Raw genomic sequence first — 20,518 nt, 5'->3', positions numbered from 1 at the left:
TAGTGACTGGGCAGTCTGGATGCAATCGATTGCAAGGCGGAGGTGCGCGACATGGGCACGGCGGACGGGATCAGGATCGGCTGGATCGGCGCGGGTCGGATGGGCGCGGAGCTGGTGAAGCGGCTGCTGGCCGCCGGCCACGACGTGGCGGTCTACAACCGGACGCGGTCCAAGGCGGAGGCGTTGGCCGAGGTGGGCGCGTCGGTGGTGGAGCGGCCGGTGGAGCTGGCCGGGCGGGATGTCGTGTTCACGATGGTGGCGGCGTCGGCGGACCTGGAGCAGGTGACCTCGGGGGAGGACGGCTTGTTCACCGATCCCGAGGTCGCGCCGCGGGTGTTGATCGATTCCTCGACGGTGTCGGCGGAGGCGTCGGCGGCGGTGCGGGTGGCGGCGCGCAAGCGGGGGACGGAGTTGCTGGCGGCGCCGGTCAGCGGGAATCCGAAGGTGGTGGCGGCGGGGAAGCTGACGTTGGCGGTGTCGGGCCCGCGGGCCGTGTTCGACGAGGTGGAGCCGGTGCTGGGGGTGTTGGGCCGGGGCGTGACGTATGTGGGGGAGGACGAGGTGGCGCGGTTGGTGAAGATCGCCCACAACGTGTTCCTGGGGGTGGTGATCCAGTCGCTGGCCGAGATCACGGTGTTGGCGGAGAAGGGTGGGGTGAGTCGGGCGGCGTTTCTGGAGTTTCTGAACGACTCGGTGCTGGGGTCGGTGTTCACGCGGTACAAGTCGCCGGCGCTGGTGAATCTGGACTTCACGCCCACGTTCACGATGCCGTTGCTGCGTAAGGACTTTGATCTGGGGTTGGCGGCGGCGCGGGCATTGGAGGCGCCGATGCCGATCGCGTCGGCGACGGCTCAGCTGGTGGCGTCGGCGGTGGGGGCGGGGCATACCGAGGAGGACTTCGCGACGCTGGTGTTGGAGCAGGCCCGGCGGTCGGGGTTGGTGCTGAAGTCGGAGCACGCGGACGTGGACGACGGCCTGACCCCCGACAAGGAGGCGAACGTCGATGAGTGAGCGGCCGATTCCGGCGCCGGGGCACGGCGCCGTCGACTTCGAGCAGCGGGTGGACTTCGCCCGGCTGCGGCGGCACCGGCTGGCGCGGGCCAGGGAATCATTGGCCGGCAGCGAATGCGGGGCGTTCCTGCTGTTCGACTTCTACAACATCCGCTACACCACGCAGACCTGGATCGGCGGCGCGCTCGGCGACAAGATGACGCGGTACGCCCTGCTGACCCGGGACGGCGAGCCGATGTTGTGGGACTTCGGGTCGGCGGCGCGGCACCACCAACTCTACTCTCCTTGGCTGGAGCCGGAGAACTGCCGGGCTGGCATGCTGGGCCTGCGCGGCGCGATCGCGCCCGAGGCGGGCCTGATGCGCGACGCCGTCACGCAGATCAAGGACCTGCTGACCCAGGCCGGCGTGGCCGACGCGCCGGTGGGCGTGGACATCGTGGAGCCGCCGTTCCTGTTCGAGATGCAGCGGCAGGGCCTCAAGGTCGTGGACGCGCAGCAGCTGATGCTGGACGCCCGGGAGATCAAGTCCGTGGACGAGATCACCCTGCTGTCCCAGGCCGCGGCCATGGTCGACGGGGTCTACCAGGACATCGTCGAGGCGCTCAAGCCGGGCGTGCGGGAGAACGAGATCGTGGCGCTGGCCAACAAGCGCCTCTACGAGATGGGCTCGGACCAGGTCGAGGCGATCAACGCGGTGTCGGGCGAGCGCTGCAACCCCCACCCGCACAACTTCTCCGACCGCATCATCCGGCCCGGGGACCAGGCCTTCTTCGACATCATCCAGTCCTACAACGGATACCGCACCTGCTACTACCGGACCTTCGGCGTGGGCAGCGCGACCGCGTCGCAGCGCGACGCCTACACCAAGGCCCGCCAGTGGATGGACGCGGCGATCGAGGCGGTGAAGCCGGGCGTGGGCACCGACGACATCGCCCGGGTGTGGCCGGCGGCCACCGAGTTCGGGTTCGCCGACGAGATGGCCGCCTTCGGCCTCCAGTTCGGCCACGGGCTGGGGCTGGGCCTGCACGAGCGGCCGATCATCTCCCGCCTCAACAGCATCGCCAACCCGGTGGAGATCCGGCCGGGCATGGTGTTCGCGCTGGAGACCTACTGCCCGGCCAGCGACGGCTTCTCCGCCGCCCGCATTGAGGAGGAGGTCGTGGTGACCGAGAACGGCGCGGCGGTGCTGACCAGGTTCCCGGCCCAGGAGCTGTTCGTCGCCAACCCCTACTGAGGAGAAAACCGTGAAATACCCCGAAGAGCTGTTCATCGGTGGCCAGTGGCGCGAGTCCGGCGACGGCACGCGGATCACGGTGCTCGACCCGGCGACCGAGCAGACCCTGGCCACGGTGGCGAACGGGACCGTCCAAGATGGACTGGCGGCCGTCGACGCGGCCGCCGCCGCGCTGCCGGCCTGGGCGGCGACATCGCCCCGGGCCCGGGCCGATGTGCTGCAACGGGCTTTCGCGCTGATGCACGAGCGGGCCGACGAGCTGGCGGCGCTGATCGTGCGGGAGAACGGCAAGGCCCTGCCGGACGCCAAGGGCGAGCTCACCTACGCCGCCGAGTTCTTCCGTTGGTACGCCGAGGAAGCCGTGCGGGTCGCCGGCACCGTGCAGACCGCACCCGGCGGGGCCAACCGGATTGTCGTGCTGCGCCAGCCGATCGGCGTGAGCGTGCTGGTGACGCCGTGGAACTTCCCGGCGGCGATGGCCACCCGCAAGATCGGCCCGGCGCTGGCCGCCGGCTGCACCGTGATCCTCAAGCCGGCCAGCGAGACCCCGCTGACGGCGCTGGCGATCGCGGCGATCCTGGAGGAGGCGGGCGCGCCGGCCGGCACGGTGAACGTGGTGCCCTCCACCCGGTCCGGGGCCGTGGTATCGGCGATGCTGGCCGATCCCCGCGTCCGCAAGCTGTCCTTCACCGGCTCCACCGAGGTCGGCCGCACCCTGCTGGCCACGGCTGCCCAGAGCGTCGTGAGCACGTCGATGGAACTGGGCGGCAACGCCCCGTTCCTCGTCTTCGACGACGCCGACATCGACGCGGCGATCGACGGCGCGATGGTCGCCAAGATGCGCAACGGCGGGCAGGCCTGCACCGCCGCCAACCGGTTCTTCGTGCAGCGCGGCATCGCCGACGAGTTCGGCCGGCGGCTGGCCGAGCGCATGGGCGGCCTGCGGGTCGGCCCCGGCGACGACCCGGCGGTCGAGCTGGGGCCGCTGGTCAACGCCGCCGCCGTGGACAAGGTCGACGAACTGGTCGAGTCGGCGGTCGCCGTCGGCGCGCGCCCGCTGATCGGCGGCGAACGGCCGGAGGGCACCGGTTTCTACTACCCGGCAACGGTTCTCGCCGACGTGCCGGCCGACGCGGCCATTCTCGACGAGGAGATCTTCGGGCCGGTGGCCCCGCTGGTCACCTTCGACGACGAGGCCGAGGCCGTGCGGCTGGCCAACGACACCGAGCACGGCCTGGTGTCCTATGTGTACACCGGCGATCTGGCGCGGGGCCTGCGCGTGTCGGAGGCGTTGGAGTCGGGCATGGTCGGCCTCAACCGCGGCCTGGTGTCCGAGCCGGCCGCGCCGTTCGGCGGGGTCAAGCAGAGCGGCCTCGGCCGGGAGGGTGGGCACGAGGGCCTGCTGGAGTACACCGAGTCCAAGTACATCGCCGTGTCGTGGGGATGAGTGACGGCGTTCCGACGATCAAGGACGTCGCCGACCGGGTCGGGGTGCACGCCGGCACCGCCAGCCGCGCGTTGAACCCGGCCACTCGCGGCAAGGTCAGCGCCCGCACGGTGAGCCGGGTTCTGGAGGCGGCGCGGGTGTTGGGCTACTCGCCCAACTCCGCCGCCCGCAGCCTGCGGACCCGGACGTCGTCGGTGGCCGGCGTGATCATCCCCGACCTGCGCAACCCGGTGTTCCCGCCGATCGTGCGCGGCGTCGAGGACGGCCTGCGGGAAGCCGGCTACCTGGCGCTGCTGGGCAACACCGACGGCGACCCCGAGCGGGCCCGCGAGCTGCTGGCGGCCATGCGCGGCCAGCGGACCGACGGCTTCATCCTGGCCACGAGCCGCCGCGATGACACCTTTTCCGCCGGCATGCCAACGGTTCTGGTCAATCGTCGCGCAGACTCCGGCTCTGTCCCGTCGGTGACCGCCGACAACGCCGCCGGCGTGCAGGCGATCGTCCGCCTGCTGACCGACCTCGGGCACACCCACATCGGACACGTCGCCGGCCCTCAGACGCTGTCGACCGGCTGGGAGCGGTACCGGGCGTTCGTGGCGGCGGCCGACGCGCCTGCGAAGCGAATCGCCTTTGCTGATGCCTTTTCCGAGGACGCCGGCCATGCCGCGACCTTGCGGCTGCTGGATGCCGGGCCGGATCTGACGGCGATCGTGGCCGGCAACGACCTGATCGCCCTCGGCTGCTACGCGGCGCTGGCGTCCCGGGGTTTGCGGGTGCCCGAGGACGTGTCGGTGACCGGCTTCAACGACATTCCCTTTGTGGACCGGCAACGACCGGCCCTGACCACCGTGCGGATCCCGCACTACGACATCGGCCTGGAGGCGGCCCGGCTGCTGATGGCCCGCATCGGCGATCCCGCCGCCCCGGCCAAGCGAATCGTGCTGCCGGTCGAGCTCGTGTCCCGCGCTTCGACCGCCCGTCGCCGGGAGGACCGGCCGTAAGCGGCACATCGGACATAAGCCGCCGCCCCGGCGGCCGCGCTGGCCGCGTCCTCCCTGATCGCGGGCGGCCTGGCCGACGCCACCACCACGTCGGCGTCCGACCAGCTCAGCACCGACGCGGCCGGGCGAGTCATCGCCGTCGAGCCGGCCACCCGAGGGCCAGGCCGCCGCCAGTATCGGTCCTAATCCTGGCGTAAGGGCGGCGGGGGCGGGGTACTTGGTGGTGAACCGGGGGGTGGGTGGGGGGCGAACGTGGCGTATGGACGAACGTTCCCGTGGATTGCCGATGCTGGTCGCGGTTGTGGTGGGCGTGCTCGGGGTGGGGGTGGCGCTGGCGGTCGGGGATGTGGTGGCGGCGTTCGTGGCCCCGGACGCCTCGCCGTTTCTGGCCGTGGGCAACAGCGCGATCGACCTGACTCCGCTGCCGTTGAAGGACTTCGCGGTCAGGACGTTCGGGACGTACGACAAGCTGGTGCTGCTGGCGGGAATGGGGGCGTTCCTGCTGGCGGTGGCCGCGGCGGCGGGGGTGTGGTCGCGGCGGTCGCCGACGCCGGGGACTGCGTTCGCGGTGGTGCTGGGCGGTCTCGGCGTGGTGGCGGTGTGCTTCCGCCCGAACCTGACGCCGGTCGCGGTGGTCGCGCCGCTGGCCAGCCTGGTCGCGGGGGTGGCGGTGTTCCGGTGGTTGCACCGGCTGGCCCGCGTTGAGGACGTGGATGTCGGACGGCGGCGGTTCCTGCTCGGCTCGCTGGCAACGGTGGCCGGCATCGGAGTGGCCGGCGTGGCCGGGCGGTTGCTGGTCGGCCGGGTGGACGTGGAGAGTTCGCGGGCCAAGGTGACCGCGATGCTGGCCGGGCAGCGGCTGCCGCAGATTCCCGGCGGCACGGACTTCGCGCGGGACGGCACGCCGACCTTCCTGACCCCGAACGCCGAGTTCTACCGGGTGGACACGGCGTTGTCGGTGCCGCAGTTGCGGGCCGAGCACTGGACACTGCGGGTGCACGGCCTGGTTGACCGCGAGCTGAATCTCACCTTCGCCGACATCATGGCCATGGAGCTGGTGACCCGGACGATCACCATGACCTGTGTGTCCAATGAGGTCGGTGGCCCGTACGTGTCGACGGCCAACTTCACGGGCGTGCTGCTGCGGGACCTGTTGTCCCGGGCCGGGGTCAGACCGGAAGCCGATCAGATTCTCTCGTCCAGTGTGGACGGTTACAGCGCCGGGAGCCCGGTGGCGTCGGTGTTGGATCCCGGTCGGGACGCGATGCTGGCGGTGGGGATGAACGGCCAGGCTCTGCCACCGGAGCACGGGTTTCCGGCGCGGCTGGTGGTGCCCGGTATCTACGGCTACGCCTCGGCGACCAAGTGGCTCAAGGACATCGAGCTCACCACGTTCGCCGCGAAGCAGCAGTACTGGGTGCCACGCGGCTACTCGCCGCGGGCGCCGATCAAGACCGAGTCCCGGATCGACGTGCCGCGGGGATTGCAGGCCCTGCCGTCCGGCAAGGTCACGGTGGCGGGCGTCGCGTGGGCGCAGACCAGGGGAATCGCCAAGGTCGAGCTCCAGATGGACGGCGGCCCGTGGCAGGAGGCCGACCTCGCGGTCAGCGTGAACAACGAGACGTGGCGGATGTGGCGCAAGGTCTACGACCTGAAGCCGGGCACCCACACCGTGATCTCCCGCGCCACCGACAGCACCGGCTACGCCCAGACCCGCGACCGCGTCGGCCCGATTCCCGACGGGGCCACCGGCTGGCACACGATCGTGTTCACCACGGCCTGATCCGGTCCGTGACCGAAGCGTTACCGAACGGGTCGAACCGCCGGACCGGGACCGCCCGAACGCTGTGACAGATACCGACGATGCCCCCCGATCAGGCGGGGCATTCCTTTTCCGTCAATCCTGGAGTGATTTCGCATGCGCACTTTCTCCCGTGTCGCCGCCCTGGCCGCCGTCACCGTGGCCGGAGCGTCCCTGGCCGCCTGCGGAACGGGGTCCACCACCGCGAGCACCACCACCACGTCGGCCTCGCCGACCACCACCATGAGCTCGGCTTCGGACGGCGTGACCAAGACCAGCGACACCTTCGGCCCGGCCTGCGGGCAGATTCCCAGCAGCGGCAAGGGCTCCCTCAACGGCATGGCCAGCGACCCGGTGGCCACCGCCGCCAGCAACAACCCGCTGCTGACCAAGCTGGTCGCCGCGGTCGGCGCGGCGAACCTGGGCGACACCCTGAACTCGCAGAAGGCGATCACCGTGTTCGCGCCGTACGACCCGGCCTTCGACGCGCTGGGCGCGGACAAGTTCGCCGCCCTGGCCAAGGACCCGGCCACCCTCGCGCCGATCCTGCAGTACCACGTGCTGCCCACCCGCATGGACGCCGACGGCCTGATCGCCGCCGGCTCGGAGAAGACGCTCCAGGGCGGGACCGTGAAGATCACCGGGGACAAGACCTCCGGCGTCATGGTGAACGACGCGAAGGTGCTGTGCGGCAACATCCCCACCGGCAACGCCACCGTGTTCGTCATCGACAAGGTGCTCACCCCCGCGAGCTGAGTGATGCTCATATCGCCTGCGGAAGCCCCCGACACCGGGGGCTTCCGCCCGACCGAGGTGACGATCCGCATGGACCCGGAGACCGTCGACGCCGAGCTGCTCGCGGCGGTGGCCGCCGGCGACCAGCGGGCGTTCGCGGCGCTGTACGACCGCTACAGCCGCCAGGCCTACTCGCTGGCCCGCCGGGTGTGTGTGGACCCGGACTTCGCCGATGAGGCGGTCCAGGAGGCGTTTCTGGTGGTGTGGAAGGATCCTGGCCGCTTCGACCCGGCGCGGGGCGGCTTTGCCTCGTGGCTGCTGATGCTGGTGCACCACCGCTCGGTCGACGTGGTGCGCCGGCAGTCGAGCCACCGCCGGCGCCACCTGCTCGGCATGGACGAGTTCGCCGACGGGGTGCTGCCGGCCGAGGCCGGGGCCGACGAGCGGGCGATGACCAACGTGGTCGGCGGCCTGGTCCGCAAGGCGCTCGACGAGTTGTCGGCCGAGCAGCGCCAGGTCATCGGCCTGGCCTATCTCGGCGGCTACACGCAGGCCGAGGTGTCGGCGATCACGGGGCTGCCGCTGGGCACCGTCAAGTCCCGGACTTTCGCCGGGATCAAACGACTTCGGGACCTGTTGGCCGGGTTGGGCCGGCGGCACGACGGATTGGAAGTGTGGTGATGGACGCGGTCCGCTGCCCGCACAAGGAGAACGCGGTGGGCTGGGCGCTCTACGCGCTGGGGCCCACGGAGGAACACGCTGTGCGCCAACACCTCGCGACCTGCGTGGAGTGTCGACGGACGGTGCGGGAGACCGAACGGGTCGGGGCCCTGCTCGCGGAGGCGGTTCCGCGACACGAGCCACCACCAGCGTTGCGGGCCCGTCTGCTGGCCGAGATCAGCGGCGCGGTGCCGATCCACACGGCCGCTCGGCGGCGGCATCGCGGCCGTGCACTGTTGGCCGCCGCGGCGGCGGTGGTGGTCGTGCTCGGCGGCGCGACAACCGTGCTGGGGATACAGGTCAGCCAGTTGCACGCACAGGTGTCGGCCGACGCGATGGTGCAGTCGATCGTCGGCGACCCGGCGGCGCGGCGGGCGGTGCTGACCAACGCCGGCGGCAAGCCGGCCGCCATGCTGATCGCCGGTCCACAAGGGACGGTGGTCGTGCCGCTCGGCCTCGCGCCCAATGCCGCCAACCAGCACTATGTCGCCTGGGGGCTGGAGGATTCCGGTCCGGCGGCGCTGACCGCGTTCGATGTCCCGGCCGGCAGTCTCGCGCCGATCGTGGTCAGCTGGCCGGCGAGCGCCCGGGCCCTGACCCGGTTTGCGATTTCCCTGGAGCCGGGACGATCCATGCCCGCCAAGCCGACGGACGTCGTCGCCAGCGGCGCCTCGGCGTGAGATGTCGCCAGAGCCAGGTCCGTGTTCCGCGCGCCGAAGTCGTACCCGGGCACGGCCATCTGGGAGGCGGCGGGCGCGGCGATCACCGCCGGCGCCGTCCTGCTTGACCGCCGCGCGGCCCGCTGACGTCGCTGCTGCCGCTCAGCGGCAGGTAGTCCGGGCCGGACCGGCGCCAGACGGGATCTCCGCAGTCGATGCCCTGGGCGGCCAGAATGCGTTTGACCACCTTGTACGTCGCGGTGCGGGGCAGGGCGTCGGCGATCCGGACGTAGCGGGGCAGCTGCTTGGGGCCCAGATCGGGCTGGGCGGCGAGGAACGCGGCGAAGTCGGCGGGATCGAGCTCGGCCCGCGGCACGACGGCGGCCATCACCTGGTCGCCCACGGTGGGATCGGGGATCGCGTACACGGCGACCTCGGCGATGCCCGGATGTCGGGCCAGGATCCGCTCGATCGGCGCGGCGCCGAGGTTCTCGCCGTCCACGCGCATCCAGTCGCCGGTGCGGCCGGCGAAGTAGCAGTAGCCGTCCCGGTCGGCGTAGCCGAGGTCGCCGCTGTGGTACCAGCCGTCGCGAAGCCGGGACTCGGTGGCCTCGGGATCCCCGTAGTAGCCGGCGAACCAGCCGGGACCGTCGGTGTTGACGAACTCGCCGACGGCCTGCTCGGCGTTGAGCAGCCGGCCGTCCGGGCCGAACTCGGCCGGGGGACAGGGTTTTCCGGTGTCCGGATCGAGGATCACGGTGCCCTCGGGAAGCGCGCCGAGCGCGCCGGGCGGGGTGTCGGGGGTGCGGGCGATGGCCACGCCGCCCTCGGTCGAGCCGAAGGCGTCGATCACCAGGCAGTCGAACCGCTCGGCGAACCTCCTGAGATCGGCTTCGGCGCCCTCGTTGCCGTACACCAGGCACAGCGGATTGTCGGCGTCGTCCTCGGCCTCGGGGGTCGCCAGCACGTACGACAGCGGACGGCCGACGTAATTGGCATAGGTGGCCCCGAAAGCCCGCACGTCGGGCAGGAACCCGGAGGCGGAGAACCGGCGGCGCAGCGCCAGCGTCGCCCCGGCGGCCAGCCCGACCGCCCAGCCGGCCATGATCGCGTTGGAGTGGAACATCGGCATCGACAGGTAGACCGTGTCCGATGTGGACAGTGCGAACCGGTCGGCCAGCATCCGGCCGGGGAAGGCGATCTTGCCGTGGGTGCAGCGGACCGCCTTGGGATCGCCGCTGGTGCCGGAGGTGAAGATCAGCATCAGCAGGTCGTCCGGGGTGGCCAGGACCGGCGTCAGGGCTGCGTCCTCATGCGCGGCCACGGTTTCCCGCCAGCCGGGGGAGTCCAGGTCGAGGACCCGGTCCGGGGCGAGGCCGAGATCCAGTCCGGCCAGCAGGCCCGCGTGCCGGGCCTCGGTGAGGACCAGCTGGCAGTCGGCCAACCGGACGTCCCGGGCCAGGGCCGCGCCCCGTCTGGTCGGATTCAGCCCGACCAGGACCGCGCCGGACAGCGCCGACCCGGCCAGGGCGAAGGAGAACTCCGGCCGGTTGTCGGCCAGGATGCCGATGTGGAAGGGCGCCCCGGGCCGGCGTAACGCCTCGAAGGCCGCCGCGTAGGCCGCCGCCTGTCGGACGTGGTCGGCCCAGGACCAGGTGGCGTCCTCGAACCGCAGGCCCGGGCGCTCGTCGACCGCCCTGGCCAGCAACAGCTCGGTGACGGTAGGCGTCGTGGCTGACACAACCCTTACCGTACAACGACTGTTGAGTCGCGCTCTAGAACAAGTTTCAGCGCAGGCCGTCCCAGAGCACGCGCTCCGCGGCCCGCTCGTCGACGGTGGTGGCCGAGTCGACGTCGAAGCGCATGGCGACGCGGTGCTCGGGGCTGTAGGCCGGCCAGCCGGGATCGCCGGTGGTGGCGAAGTCGATCCAGGCCCTGTGCATGGCGTCGGCCAGCTTCTGCGGCGGGTTGTCGCCGAGCAGCGTGGCGAAGCCGGGCTCGTCGAGATTGTCGAACACGTAGGGGAGTTCGGCGATGTGGCAGGCCCCGAGCGTGTTGTCGTAGGCCGGCGAACGCCAGGCGAACTCGTACACATGGGCGCCGGGGTGGGCCTCGGCCAGCCGGAGCGCTGGGATCCAGAACAGATAGTCCGTCACCAGCGCGGAGAACAGGTCGCCGGCCGTGGCGCCGTGGCGGTCGGCGCGGTACTGGCGCAGGGCGTGGGGCATCGGCAGCCGGTAGCGCACCGCCGCGCCGTCCAGGATCAGGTTGTTGATCTTCGAGATGGCCCCGGTCGGCACCAGGAACAGCCGGGCCTCCTCGGCGGTGGTGCCGATCATGACCTGGACGCCGGCGCTCGCGCCCTCGGCGATACGGGTGATCGGCGCGGCCGGCAACAGCTCGCCGTCCACCACGGGTTCGAAGGGCAGCGGAACCACGTTGAGCGCGGCCTCGCCCCACAGCGACTTGAGCGGCTTGGTGACCATTTCGTGGTCGAGCTCCGTCTGCGCGGCGATCAGCAGGTCCGTCGGCACGGCGGCGACGGCCTCACGGGTCGGCTCGACCCCCAGCTTGTGGGCCAGCCGCTTGCCGATCAGCGCGGCGTTGTCCGGGCTGAGCGAGATGTGGGCGGAGCCCGACTCGGCGATGGCTCGGTGGAACAGGCCCTCGGCGGCGGGCATGGCCAGCAGCGCGCACACGCTCATCGCCCCGGCCGACTCGCCGAAGACGGTGACGTTGCCCGGATCCCCGCCGAAGCCGGCGACGTTGTCGCGGACCCACGTCAGAGCGGCGATCTGGTCGAGCAGGCCGAGGTTGGGCGTGCCCTCGCCGAACCACAGGAAGCCGTCCGCGCCGAGCCGGTAGTTGATGGTCACCAGCACCACGCCGTCGCGGGCGAAGCGGGCCCCGTTGTAGCCGGGGATGGAGCCGGAGCCGCTGGTGAACGAGCCGCCGTGGATGTAGACCATGACCGGCCGGTCGCCAGCCAGGTCCGGGGTCCAGACGTTGAGGTTGAGGTAGTCGTCGCCGGGGCGGACGACCTTGGGGATCACGCCGGCCAGCGCCGGATCCAGGGGCGCCTGCGGCGCGGTCGGCCCGTACTCGGTGGCGTCCAGCGGGGTGGCCCACGGCTGCGGCGGTTGCGGTGGCTGGAAGCGGTTCGGGCCGACGGGCGGGGCGGCGTAGGGGATGCCCTTGAAGGCGAGCACTCCCTCGGCGGCCAGGCCGCGGACATCTCCATGCGCTGTGGTGACGACGGGTTCAGTGGACAACGGTGCTCCCGGGTGAACGGCGGCGGCGGATCTCGGCTCAGCGCAGCTGGCCTAAGGCCCCGGTCGCGAACGCGACGTAGTTGGCGACGACGCGGTCGCGGGGGGTGTCCGGGTTGCGCAGCCACCAGCGTCCGAGCTGCTCGGCGGCGCCGGAGATGAAGTGGGCGTAGGTGGCGATCGCCTCCGCGCCCGCGGTCGGCGCGAAGCGGGTGACGACGTCGGCGATGCGGTCGATGGTGCGGGAGCGCAGCGCGTACAGGTCGTCGGCGATGGGGCCGGTGAGCACGGTCGTGCCGCCGTAGACCAGGGACCAGCGCCGCGGGTCGCGCTCGATGATCGCGAAGAACGCGTCCGCCGCCTGCTCGATGGCCTCGGCCGCGGTGGCCGGGCTCGGCCCGGCGGCGGCGACCAGCACGGCGTCGAGCTCGTCCCGGATACGGCGCAGGCAGGCCAGGTAGATGCCGTCCTTGGTGCCGAAGTGGTCGTAGACGACGGGCCGGCTGACCTTGGCCGCCTGGCACAGGTCCTCGATCGAGAAGCCGGCGTAGCCGTGCTCGATGAACAGCGGTTCGGCCAGGTCGAGCAGCTGTTGCTCACGGACCGCGCGGGGGACGCGGCCGTGTCGGTAACCGCCGACAGTGCTTTTGCTTGGCATCGGTTGACGAGGTTACACCATGTAGCCTACGGTCCGAAACCTACGGTGTGTAAGGCTCCAGCGTGGGAGGCCCCGTGTTCCCTGTGTCGTCCGTCCGAGCGCGAGGCCTGGCCGTGCTGGCCGCCGTCGGCGCACTGCTGGCCACCGCCGGCCCGGCCGTCGCCGACGAGTACCCGCTCAACACCGAGTACGTGGCCCTCGGCGACTCCTTCGCCGCCGGCCCGCTGCTGCTGCCGCAGGACGGATACCATTTCGACCCATGCCTACAGTCCACGGTGGACTACGCCCACCTGGTGGCGAAGGCGTTGCAGGCCAAGACCTTCCGTGACGTCACGTGCAGCGGCGCGACGACCGACAACATCCTTGCCACGCCGCAGAAGCCCGACCTGCCGATCAGTCCGAGCGTGCCGATCCAGATCGGGGCGGTGACGCCGACCACCACGCTGGTGACGATCTCCATCGGCGCCAACGACATCGGGCTGGCCAGCCTCGCCCTGACCTGCCTCAACCTGCTGCCGGAGCCGAACGGCACCTCTTGCAAGGACACCGCGACCGCCGGCGGCGTCGACCGCGGGGCCGAGGCCGTCGCCGCCGAGGCCCCGCACCTGGCCGCCGTGCTCGACACCGTGCACCAGAAGGCCCCGCACGCCCGCATCGTGATCACCAGCTACGCCAACTACATCCAGCCCGGCGGCTGCTACCCGCTCCAGCCGGTGTGGCCGCGTGACGCCGACTACATCCAGGGCCTGGTCAACCAGCTCGGCGAGGTCACCAAGGCGGTCGCCGCCCAGCACAACGCCGAGTACGTCGACTTCGTCGCCCCCGGCGTCGGCCACGACGGCTGCCACCTCACGCAGAACTGGGTCAACGTCGTGCTGCCCGGCACCACCCTCGGCCCCGTGCCGCTGCACCCGACCTGGCTCGGCGAGCGCAACTTCGCGCGCATTCTGCTGGAGCACCTGGGGCAGTAGGCTCGGCGGCACTATGCACCCGGAATACCAGCAGCTCCTGGCCACACTGCGGGCCGCGCGGCCGTCCCGGTCGACGGGCCCGACGGCGAACCGGGGATGGCGGCCGATCACCGCCATGATCGACCAGAGCTGGGCCGTGCACGCGGACCGGGTGGCGATAGCCGACGACACCGTCGAGGTCACGTACGGCCGACTGGCCCAGGAGGTCTGCGACCTGGCCGAGCGGCTGCGCGAGGCCGGGGTCGGCCGGGGCGATCTGGTCACGCTGGTCATGGACCGGGGCCTGGACTTCGTCCGCGCGGCGCTGGCGGTGTGGTGGGTCGGCGCGGCCTACCTGCCGCTGCACCCTCAGCATCCCGAGCAGTGGCGGCGCCGGCTGTCGGACCTGGCCGGTTCGGTACTGACCTTGCACGACGCCACGGCTCCGCCCTCGGCGCGGACGTCGCCGGCCGAGCTCGCCCCCGGCGACCTCGCGTACGTGATCAGCACGTCCGGTTCGACCGGCGAGCCGAAGCTGGTGATGGTCGAGCACGGCGGCGTGGCCAATCTGGCCGACGCGCAACGGGAATTCCTGCGCGACGGCGTCGGCCCGGGCGACCGAGTGGTGCAGTTCTGCCACCCGTCCTACGACGCTGCCCTGTTCGACGTGCTGATGGCGCTGCCGACCGGGGCCCGCCTGGAGACGATCTCCTCGGACGAGCTGTCGGGCGAGGCGCTGGCCGCGGTGCTGACCGAGCGGCGGATCACCCACGCCGTGTTGCCGGCCGCCGTGCTGCGGACGCTGGAGCCGGGTTTTCCCGATCTCCGCGTGGTGATGAGCATGGGCGACGTCTGCCTGCCGGAGACCGCTCGCCGGTGGAGCGGCCGCCACCTGCTGGTCAACGGATACGGGCCGACGGAGACGACCATCGCGGCCACCCTGCACGTGTGCGATCCGGACGAGCCCGGGCGCGTGCCGATCGGGAAACCGCTTTCCGGCTATCGGATCGTGGTGGTGGACGAGGAACTGCGGCCGGTGCCGGCCGGCGTGGCCGGGGAGATCTGCATCGGCGGGGCCGGCGTCGGCCGTGGCTATCTCGGCCGGCCCGACCTCACCGCGGAACGCTTCGTCACCGATGCCGATGGCCGGCTCTACCGCAGCGGCGACCTCGGCCGGATGCGCGACGACGGCGTGGTCGAGTTCCTCGGCCGCGCCGACGACCAGGTCAAGGTGCGCGGGGTCCGGCTGGAGCTCGGGCAGGTGGAGGCCGCGCTGCTGAGTCTGCCCGGCGTCGGGCAGGTCGCCGCCGCGGTCGCCGGGGATGTGCTGCTCGGCTACGTCGTCGCCGACGGCCTTCGGACCGGGCCCGAGCTGCGGGCGCTGCTGTCGGCACGGGTGCCGCGGCATCTGGTGCCGGACACGGTGGTGGTGCTGGACGAGCTGCCGCTCACCGTGAACGGCAAGATCGACCGGTCGGCGCTGCCCGCGCCGACCGGCGAGAGCCGGCAGTCGCCGCGCGGCCCGGTCGAACGCGAGATCGCCGCCATCGCCGCCGAGCTGCTCGGCGTGGACGGGCTGGGCCGGGACGAGAACCTGTTCGAGCTCGGCGGGCATTCGCTGCTGGCGGCCCAGCTCGTGGCCCGCATCCGCACGGCCACCGGCAAGGAGGTCGACCTCAGCACCGTGCTCGACGCCGGCACCGTCGCCGCCATCGCCGCCGGCCTGCGCGACCGTGAGCCGGGGCCGACCCGAACGGCGTCGTCGCGCCGGCCGTCGTTCGCCCAGGAACGCGTGTGGTTGCTGCACGAGCTGAATCCGTCCGCCTGTGCCTACAACACCCAGGCGGTGTTCCGGTTCCACGGCGAGTTCGATCTCGCCGCGTTCGAGGCGAGCCTGACCGAGCTTGTGCGCCGGCACGACGTGCTGCGCTGCCGGTTTCCCGTGGTGGGCGGGGAACTCCAGGTGGAGGCGATGGAGCCCGCGCCGGTCACGGTGCCGCTGGTGGACACTGTGGACGATCAACTCGCCGGGATCGTGCACGACACCGTTTGCGCGCCGTTCGACCTGGCCGTGGGGCCGCCGGTCCGGTGGCTGCTGGCGCGACTCGCCCCCGACGAGCACATCTTTGTGCACGTGGAGCATCACATCGTGCACGACGGCTGGTCGTTCAACCTGTTCGTGCGGGAGCTGTTCGACGGTTATCGGGGACGTCGGCAGCCGCCGCTGACCGTGAACTACCACGATTACGCCGAATGGCAACGCGCCTGGTGCCGCACCGCCGAAGCCGAGGCCCAGCGTTCGTTCTGGCGCAAGGAACTCGACGGGGCCAGCACGGTCCTGGCGCTGCCGCGCCGGCCGCTGACCGGGCCGCGCCGGTTCCGCGGCGTCGCGCCCCGTGTCGACATTGACGCCGAGCTCGCCGGCCGGCTGGTCGACCTGGCCGACCGCGTCAACGCCTCGCTGTTCATCGTGCTGCTGACCGCGTTCTTCGTGCTGCTGCGGCGCTACACCGGCGCCGACGACCTGCTGGTCGGGTCGGCGGTGGCCAATCGCCGCTGGCGGCAGGTCGAGGACGTCATCGGCATGTTCGTGAACACCGTGGTGTTCCGCGGCCGGACCCACGGCGACCCGACCTTCGCCGAGCTGGTGGCCCGCGTGCGGGAGATGTCCTTTCGGGTGTACGACAACCAGGAGCTGCCGTTCGAGGAGATCCTGGGGACCACGCCGGTGTCCCGGTCGGCCGCCGGCGCCAATCCGCTCATCCAGGCCCTGTTCAGCCTGCACGAGGCGCCGCTCGGGCCGTTCGCCGGCGCTCCGTTCGACACCAGCCTGATCCAGGGCGTCAGCAACGGCTCCGCCAAGTTCGACCTCGCCGTGGTCGCCGTGCCGCGCTACGCCCGGCCCGGCCACATCAGCCGCCTCGACGGCGACCTCATCGTCGCCCCGCGGTCCGACGACACCCTGGGCCCCAGCCCTCGGGCCGGCCTGCACGGCATCACGCTGGCGTGGGAGATCGACTCCGACCTGTTCGACGCCGAGATCATCGACGGCATCGTGTCCGAGTACACCGATGTGCTGCGGACGATCGTCGCCCACCCATCCCTGCGCCTGTCCGAGCTTCCGGTGCGGCCCGGCAGCATCCAGGTCGGTGTTTCCGTGCCCGCGAAGGCTTCTTGGCTGCCGTCGTTGGTGGACGGTTGGGCGACACGCGATCCGGACGCCCCGGCTGTCGGCCCCCTGACCTACGGCGAGTTGGTCGCCCGGGCCGACCGCGTGGCCGCCGCCCTCGATCCCGGCGGCGCGATCGCGGTATGCCTGCCGAAGGGGCCGGATCTTGTTGTCGCGCAACTGGGTGTGCTCAAGGCTCGGTCGGCCTTCCTGAATCTGGACCCCGCCGATCCGTCGCCGCGGCTTCAGTGGCTGCTCGACGACAGCCGCGCCACTGCCGTCGTCACCTCTGCGGAGCTGGCCCCGCGCTTCGCCGGCCGGACCGTGATCACCCTGGACGACCTGCCCGCGCCGCTGCCGCCTGTCGTCGGCTCCGGCTCGGATCTCGCTTACGTCATCTACACTTCCGGCTCGACCGGCACCCCCAAGGCCGTGGCCGTGTCGCATGCCGCGCTGCTGGCCCGGTTCGCCGGTCTGGTCGAGACCGGGCCGGGCGACCGGATGCTGGCCGCCGCGGCCAGCACCTTCGACGTCTCCGTCTACGAGATCTGGGGTGCGCTGACCAGCGGGGCGGCGGTCAGCTTCTTGGCCCCCGACTTGACGGTTCGGGAGCCGGTAAGCCACGCTTTCCTCACCCCGGCGGTGTTCGGCGAATTGGTCGCCCGCACGCCCGAGGTCTTCGACGGCATGAAGGACATCATGGTCGGCGGCGACGTGATGCCGGCCGGGCCGGTCGCCGCTTTGCTGGAGCGGGGAATCACCGCGCTGCGCAACGCTTATGGTCCGACCGAAGCCGTGGTGATCGGCGCCGTGCACCGGGTGCTGGCAGCCGAGGACCCGGTTCCGATCGGCACGGCCTTGCCGAACACCGTCGTCGCCGTGCTGGACTCGAACCTCCGCCCGGTCCCTCCTGGCGCGGTAGGCGAGATCTGCCTCGGCGGGCCGACCCTCGCCGAGGGCTACCTCGGTGATCCATCCCTTACCGCCCAACGGTTCGTGCCCAACCCCTTCGGCCCCGGACAGCTCTACCGAACCGGTGACCTGGGGCGGTGGCTTCCCGGCGGCGTGCTGGCCTACCTCGGCCGCCGCGACGAGCAGGTGAAGATCCGGGGCGTTCGGGTCGAGCTGGGGGAGGTGCGCGCGGCGCTGGCCCGGCTGCCCGGCGTCTCCGCGGCCGAAGCGGTCGCCGACCGTGACGCCCACGGCGAGCTCATCGTGCACGGCTACGTCGTGCCCGAGCTCGACGGCACCCAACTCCGGCGGGCCCTTGCCGCATTCGTGCCGGCTTCCTTGGTGCCGGCCGTCATCCACGCCCTGCCCTCCTTTCCCTTGACCCCCAACGGAAAGGTCGACCGCTCTCGGCTTCCCCGCACCGCCCCGCCGGCTGCCGGGCATGTCCCGCCCCGCACCACCGAGGAGGCACGCCTGGCCGAGATCGCCGCCGAGCTGCTCGGGCGGGACCGCGTCGGCGTGCACGACAATCTCTTCGACCTCGGCCTGCATTCCTTGCAGGCATTGCGGTTGCTGGCTCGCCTCGGCCGCGACGTGCCCTTGGCCTCGGTGTTCGCCAGCCCCACCGTCGCCGAGCTGGCGCAAGTCGTCGCTGCCGCCGATACGTTCCAGCTCTTGCCTCGGCGGCCCCGTTGACCGACTGGTACCCCCTGTCCTCGGCTCAGGAACACGTCGTCCGCCTGCACGCCGCCGACCCCACCCGCCTCCTCCAGAGCACCGTCCGCTCGTTCTCGGTGTCTGGCGTGGATCCCGACCGCCTACAACGCGCCGTCGATGCCCTTGTGCAACGCCATGAGCCCCTTCGCACCGTCTACGGCGACGGTCAACGCATTCTGTCCGCAATGGACATCCCCGTGCGCTCGGCCGAGTTCACCCCGGAGCCGTTCGATCTCACCACCGGGCCCCTGCTCCGCTTGTCCTTGTCCGACAACAGACTCGTCGTGCATGCGCATCTCCTCGTCGCCGACGCCTGGTCCTGGCAAGTCCTCTGCGACGACCTCAGCGCCGCCTACCGGGGCGTGGAGTTGCCCGAGCTGGACCGGCAGTACGTCGACTGGGCGCTGTGGCACCGGGACCAACCCATCGCGCACCTGCACTCCTGGTGGTCTCAAAGGCTTTCCGGTGCACCCATCACGCTGCCGATCCCCGCTCCCGGCACCCGTGGCCCCGGTGAGGCCTGCCGCCCGATCCGCCTGAATCCGGGCCCTCGCACCAATTCCGTCGTCCTCGCGACCGCCCTGGCCCGCGCTCTCGGCCGCCGCACCGGCCAGTCCCGCCTCACCATCGGGCTGGCCACCGCCAACCGCTCCCGTCCCGAAGCCCACCTCATGCTCGGCTTCTTCGTCCACTCAGTCCCTCTGGTCGTGGACCTGACCGCCGCCGACCTCACTGCTTACGTCTCCGCCGCCATCACCGCCGCCCACGACCACAACGGCATCGCCTTCCCGCCTTCCCAGGTCAATTTCGTCTACCACCCTCACGGCGCCCTCGGCCAGCTCCACCTGGACTCCCCAGCGCTCGAACACCATGTCCCGGCCCCGGCCAAGTTCCCGTTGACCATCCGTGCCGACGACGCCTTCGTCCGCGCCGAGTACGCCGTCGACTCCGTCGACGCCGCCTGGGTCGACACACTGTTGGATGATCTCGTCGAGGAGCTGCCGTGACCGACCTTCCCACCTATCCGCTGCCTCGCGATCCCTTGCGCCCGTTGGATCCGCCGCCTCGGTACCGCGAACTCCCCGCGATCACTCGGGTTCGCATCTGGGACGGCAGCACCCCGTGGCTGGTCACCAGGTACGAGGAGGTCAACGCCGCCCTCCGAGATCCCCGTCTGTCCGCCGACGCCACCGCGCCCGGCTATCCCCACGTTTCCGCTTCGTCCGCCCGCCGCGCCGAGCGTGTGCTGCCGTATTCGCTGCGGCCCGACGCTGATCACCGCGTTCAGCGACAGCTCCTGGCCCCCGAGTTCGCTCCCCGCCGCATCGCCGCCTTGCTGCCGTCCATCGAGCTCACCGTCGAGGCCGCCCTCGATTCTTTCCTTGCCTTGCCCCAGCCCGCCGACCTCATGGCCGACTTCGCCCTTCCCGTCGCCGTCACCGTCGTCTGCGATCTCCTCGGCGCCGGCCATGCCGACCGCTCTCGCCTGCACACCTTGAGCCGCACCATCGGCTCCCGCACCGCCACTCCCGACCAGGCCGCCGCTGCCCTCGCCGAGATGGACCACTACTTCCAGTCTCTCGTCGCCTCCCACCCCACCCTCGGCCTCGCCGGCCGCATTTCCCGGCACGTCCGCTCCGGCCGCCTCTCCGCCCCCGACGCCGCCGCCATGCTTCAGCTCCTCTTCTTCGCCGGCCATGGCCCGACCGCCTACATGATCACCTCCGCCGTAGCCGCCCTCCTCGGCAGCGCCCCTGCGCGCCTAGCCTTTGTCGATGTCGACCACGCGGTTGAGGAACTGTTGCGCTACATCACTGTCTCGCACAGCGCCCGCCAGCGGGTCGCGACCGCCGACCTCGTCATCGGCGGCCACCCCATCGCCGCCGGCGAGGGGGTGTTGATCCAGCTCGACTCCGCCAACCGCGATCCGGCCGTCTTCGCCGAGCCCGATGTCCTCTCCCTTGCGACGCCGCCCCGCCCCCACCTGGCCTTCGCCCACGGCGCGCACCTCTGCCCGGGCCGGCTTCTCGCCCGCCTCGAACTCCGCGCGGTGTTCTCCAGCCTCGCCCGCCGTTCCCCCGACCTGCGACTCGCCGTTCCCTTCCACGACCTGCGCTTCACCGAGTACGAGAACATCCTCGGCGCAGAGCACCTCCCGGTCCGCTGGACCTAGCCATCGCTGCCGAACCCCCCGCC

General features: G+C 71.5%; 15 protein-coding genes. 12 read left to right on the top strand and 3 right to left on the bottom strand.

Features of this window, described 5'->3' with window-relative positions; translation table 11 throughout:
* Positions 1-51: 51 nt before the first annotated feature.
* The 8 genes from ACIG5F_RS42580 (at position 52) to ACIG5F_RS42545 (ending at position 8,629) form a co-directional block, all read left to right on the top strand.
* Positions 52-1,011: an NAD(P)-dependent oxidoreductase gene (locus tag ACIG5F_RS42580; protein ID WP_396525926.1), complete on the top strand. Its 960-nt coding sequence runs from the start codon at positions 52-54 to the stop codon at positions 1,009-1,011.
* On the top strand, positions 1,004-2,245 hold the full coding sequence (locus tag ACIG5F_RS42575) for a M24 family metallopeptidase (RefSeq protein WP_396525925.1): 1,242 nt from the start codon (positions 1,004-1,006) through the stop codon (positions 2,243-2,245). Before ACIG5F_RS42580 ends, ACIG5F_RS42575 begins: the two co-directional genes overlap by 8 nt.
* Positions 2,246-2,255: 10 nt before the next feature.
* Positions 2,256-3,692, top strand: a complete 1,437-nt coding sequence (locus tag ACIG5F_RS42570) for an NAD-dependent succinate-semialdehyde dehydrogenase (protein ID WP_396525924.1) — start codon at positions 2,256-2,258, stop codon at positions 3,690-3,692.
* Positions 3,689-4,693 carry a LacI family DNA-binding transcriptional regulator gene (locus tag ACIG5F_RS42565; protein ID WP_396525923.1) on the top strand — a complete coding sequence of 335 codons (1,005 nt, stop codon included), beginning with the start codon at positions 3,689-3,691 and terminating at the stop codon, positions 4,691-4,693. Before ACIG5F_RS42570 ends, ACIG5F_RS42565 begins: the two co-directional genes overlap by 4 nt.
* Before the next feature lie 286 nt (positions 4,694-4,979).
* On the top strand, positions 4,980-6,476 hold the full coding sequence (locus tag ACIG5F_RS42560; RefSeq protein WP_396525922.1) for a molybdopterin-dependent oxidoreductase: 1,497 nt from the start codon (positions 4,980-4,982) through the stop codon (positions 6,474-6,476).
* A gap of 135 nt (positions 6,477-6,611) precedes the next feature.
* Complete coding sequence (locus ACIG5F_RS42555) at positions 6,612-7,250, top strand: fasciclin domain-containing protein (protein ID WP_396525921.1); 639 nt, start codon at positions 6,612-6,614, stop codon at positions 7,248-7,250.
* Between the two features lie 69 nt (positions 7,251-7,319).
* Positions 7,320-7,910 (top strand): sigma-70 family RNA polymerase sigma factor, encoded by a 591-nt coding sequence (locus tag ACIG5F_RS42550; protein ID WP_396525920.1) that lies wholly within the window; start codon positions 7,320-7,322, stop codon positions 7,908-7,910.
* Positions 7,910-8,629 (top strand): anti-sigma factor domain-containing protein, encoded by a 720-nt coding sequence (locus tag ACIG5F_RS42545; protein ID WP_396525919.1) that lies wholly within the window; start codon positions 7,910-7,912, stop codon positions 8,627-8,629. The genes ACIG5F_RS42550 and ACIG5F_RS42545 overlap by 1 nt, the downstream gene beginning before the upstream one ends.
* 82 nt (positions 8,630-8,711) lie before the next feature.
* On the opposite strand, the gene ACIG5F_RS42540 is transcribed toward ACIG5F_RS42545, so the two are convergent.
* Genes ACIG5F_RS42540 through ACIG5F_RS42530 form a run of 3 tightly spaced genes read right to left on the bottom strand, consistent with a single transcriptional unit; the run spans position 8,712 to position 12,535 of the window.
* Complete coding sequence (locus ACIG5F_RS42540; protein WP_396525918.1) at positions 8,712-10,349, bottom strand: long-chain-fatty-acid--CoA ligase; 1,638 nt, start codon at positions 10,347-10,349, stop codon at positions 8,712-8,714.
* Positions 10,350-10,395: 46 nt separating this feature from the next.
* Positions 10,396-11,880 carry a carboxylesterase/lipase family protein gene (locus ACIG5F_RS42535; protein ID WP_396525917.1) on the bottom strand — a complete coding sequence of 495 codons (1,485 nt, stop codon included), beginning with the start codon at positions 11,878-11,880 and terminating at the stop codon, positions 10,396-10,398.
* 37 nt (positions 11,881-11,917) lie between these two features.
* Positions 11,918-12,535 carry a TetR/AcrR family transcriptional regulator gene (locus ACIG5F_RS42530; RefSeq protein ID WP_396525916.1) on the bottom strand — a complete coding sequence of 206 codons (618 nt, stop codon included), beginning with the start codon at positions 12,533-12,535 and terminating at the stop codon, positions 11,918-11,920.
* Positions 12,536-12,609: 74 nt separating this feature from the next.
* Here ACIG5F_RS42530 and ACIG5F_RS42525 point away from each other — a divergent pair, with 74 nt between their 5' ends.
* The 4 genes from ACIG5F_RS42525 to ACIG5F_RS42510 are packed head-to-tail and all read left to right on the top strand — an operon-like array spanning position 12,610 to position 20,495.
* Complete coding sequence (locus ACIG5F_RS42525) at positions 12,610-13,506, top strand: SGNH/GDSL hydrolase family protein (protein WP_396525915.1); 897 nt, start codon at positions 12,610-12,612, stop codon at positions 13,504-13,506.
* A gap of 13 nt (positions 13,507-13,519) precedes the next feature.
* The gene (locus tag ACIG5F_RS42520) at positions 13,520-18,301 is read left to right on the top strand and encodes an amino acid adenylation domain-containing protein (protein WP_396525914.1); all 4,782 of its coding nucleotides are present in this window, start codon (positions 13,520-13,522) and stop codon (positions 18,299-18,301) included.
* The gene (locus tag ACIG5F_RS42515) at positions 18,298-19,329 is read left to right on the top strand and encodes a condensation domain-containing protein (RefSeq protein WP_396525913.1); all 1,032 of its coding nucleotides are present in this window, start codon (positions 18,298-18,300) and stop codon (positions 19,327-19,329) included. The genes ACIG5F_RS42520 and ACIG5F_RS42515 overlap by 4 nt, the downstream gene beginning before the upstream one ends.
* A complete protein-coding gene (locus ACIG5F_RS42510; protein ID WP_396525912.1) occupies positions 19,326-20,495 on the top strand; it encodes a cytochrome P450 in 1,170 nt (389 codons plus the stop codon). Before ACIG5F_RS42515 ends, ACIG5F_RS42510 begins: the two co-directional genes overlap by 4 nt.
* The last annotated feature ends 23 nt before the right edge of the window (positions 20,496-20,518 follow it).

Source organism: Kutzneria sp. NPDC052558, from assembly GCF_044547355.1.
Taxonomy (GTDB): domain Bacteria; phylum Actinomycetota; class Actinomycetes; order Mycobacteriales; family Pseudonocardiaceae; genus Kutzneria.
Note: the sequence above shows the minus strand (reverse complement) of the source record. Positions and strands in the feature narration are given on the sequence as shown.

Excerpts from the sequence above, each read along its gene's own strand:
- ACIG5F_RS42580 (WP_396525926.1), top strand. The coding sequence starts at position 52 with ATGGGCACGGCGGACGGGATCAGGATCGGCTGGATCGGCGCGGGTCGG.
- ACIG5F_RS42575 (WP_396525925.1), top strand. The coding sequence starts at position 1,004 with ATGAGTGAGCGGCCGATTCCGGCGCCGGGGCACGGCGCCGTCGACTTC.
- ACIG5F_RS42565 (WP_396525923.1), top strand. The coding sequence starts at position 3,689 with ATGAGTGACGGCGTTCCGACGATCAAGGACGTCGCCGACCGGGTCGGG.
- ACIG5F_RS42560 (WP_396525922.1), top strand. The coding sequence starts at position 4,980 with ATGCTGGTCGCGGTTGTGGTGGGCGTGCTCGGGGTGGGGGTGGCGCTG.
- ACIG5F_RS42555 (WP_396525921.1), top strand. The coding sequence starts at position 6,612 with ATGCGCACTTTCTCCCGTGTCGCCGCCCTGGCCGCCGTCACCGTGGCC.
- ACIG5F_RS42550 (WP_396525920.1), top strand. The coding sequence starts at position 7,320 with ATGGACCCGGAGACCGTCGACGCCGAGCTGCTCGCGGCGGTGGCCGCC.
- ACIG5F_RS42545 (WP_396525919.1), top strand. The coding sequence starts at position 7,910 with ATGGACGCGGTCCGCTGCCCGCACAAGGAGAACGCGGTGGGCTGGGCG.
- ACIG5F_RS42530 (WP_396525916.1), bottom strand. The coding sequence starts at position 12,535 with ATGCCAAGCAAAAGCACTGTCGGCGGTTACCGACACGGCCGCGTCCCC.
- ACIG5F_RS42520 (WP_396525914.1), top strand. The coding sequence starts at position 13,520 with ATGCACCCGGAATACCAGCAGCTCCTGGCCACACTGCGGGCCGCGCGG.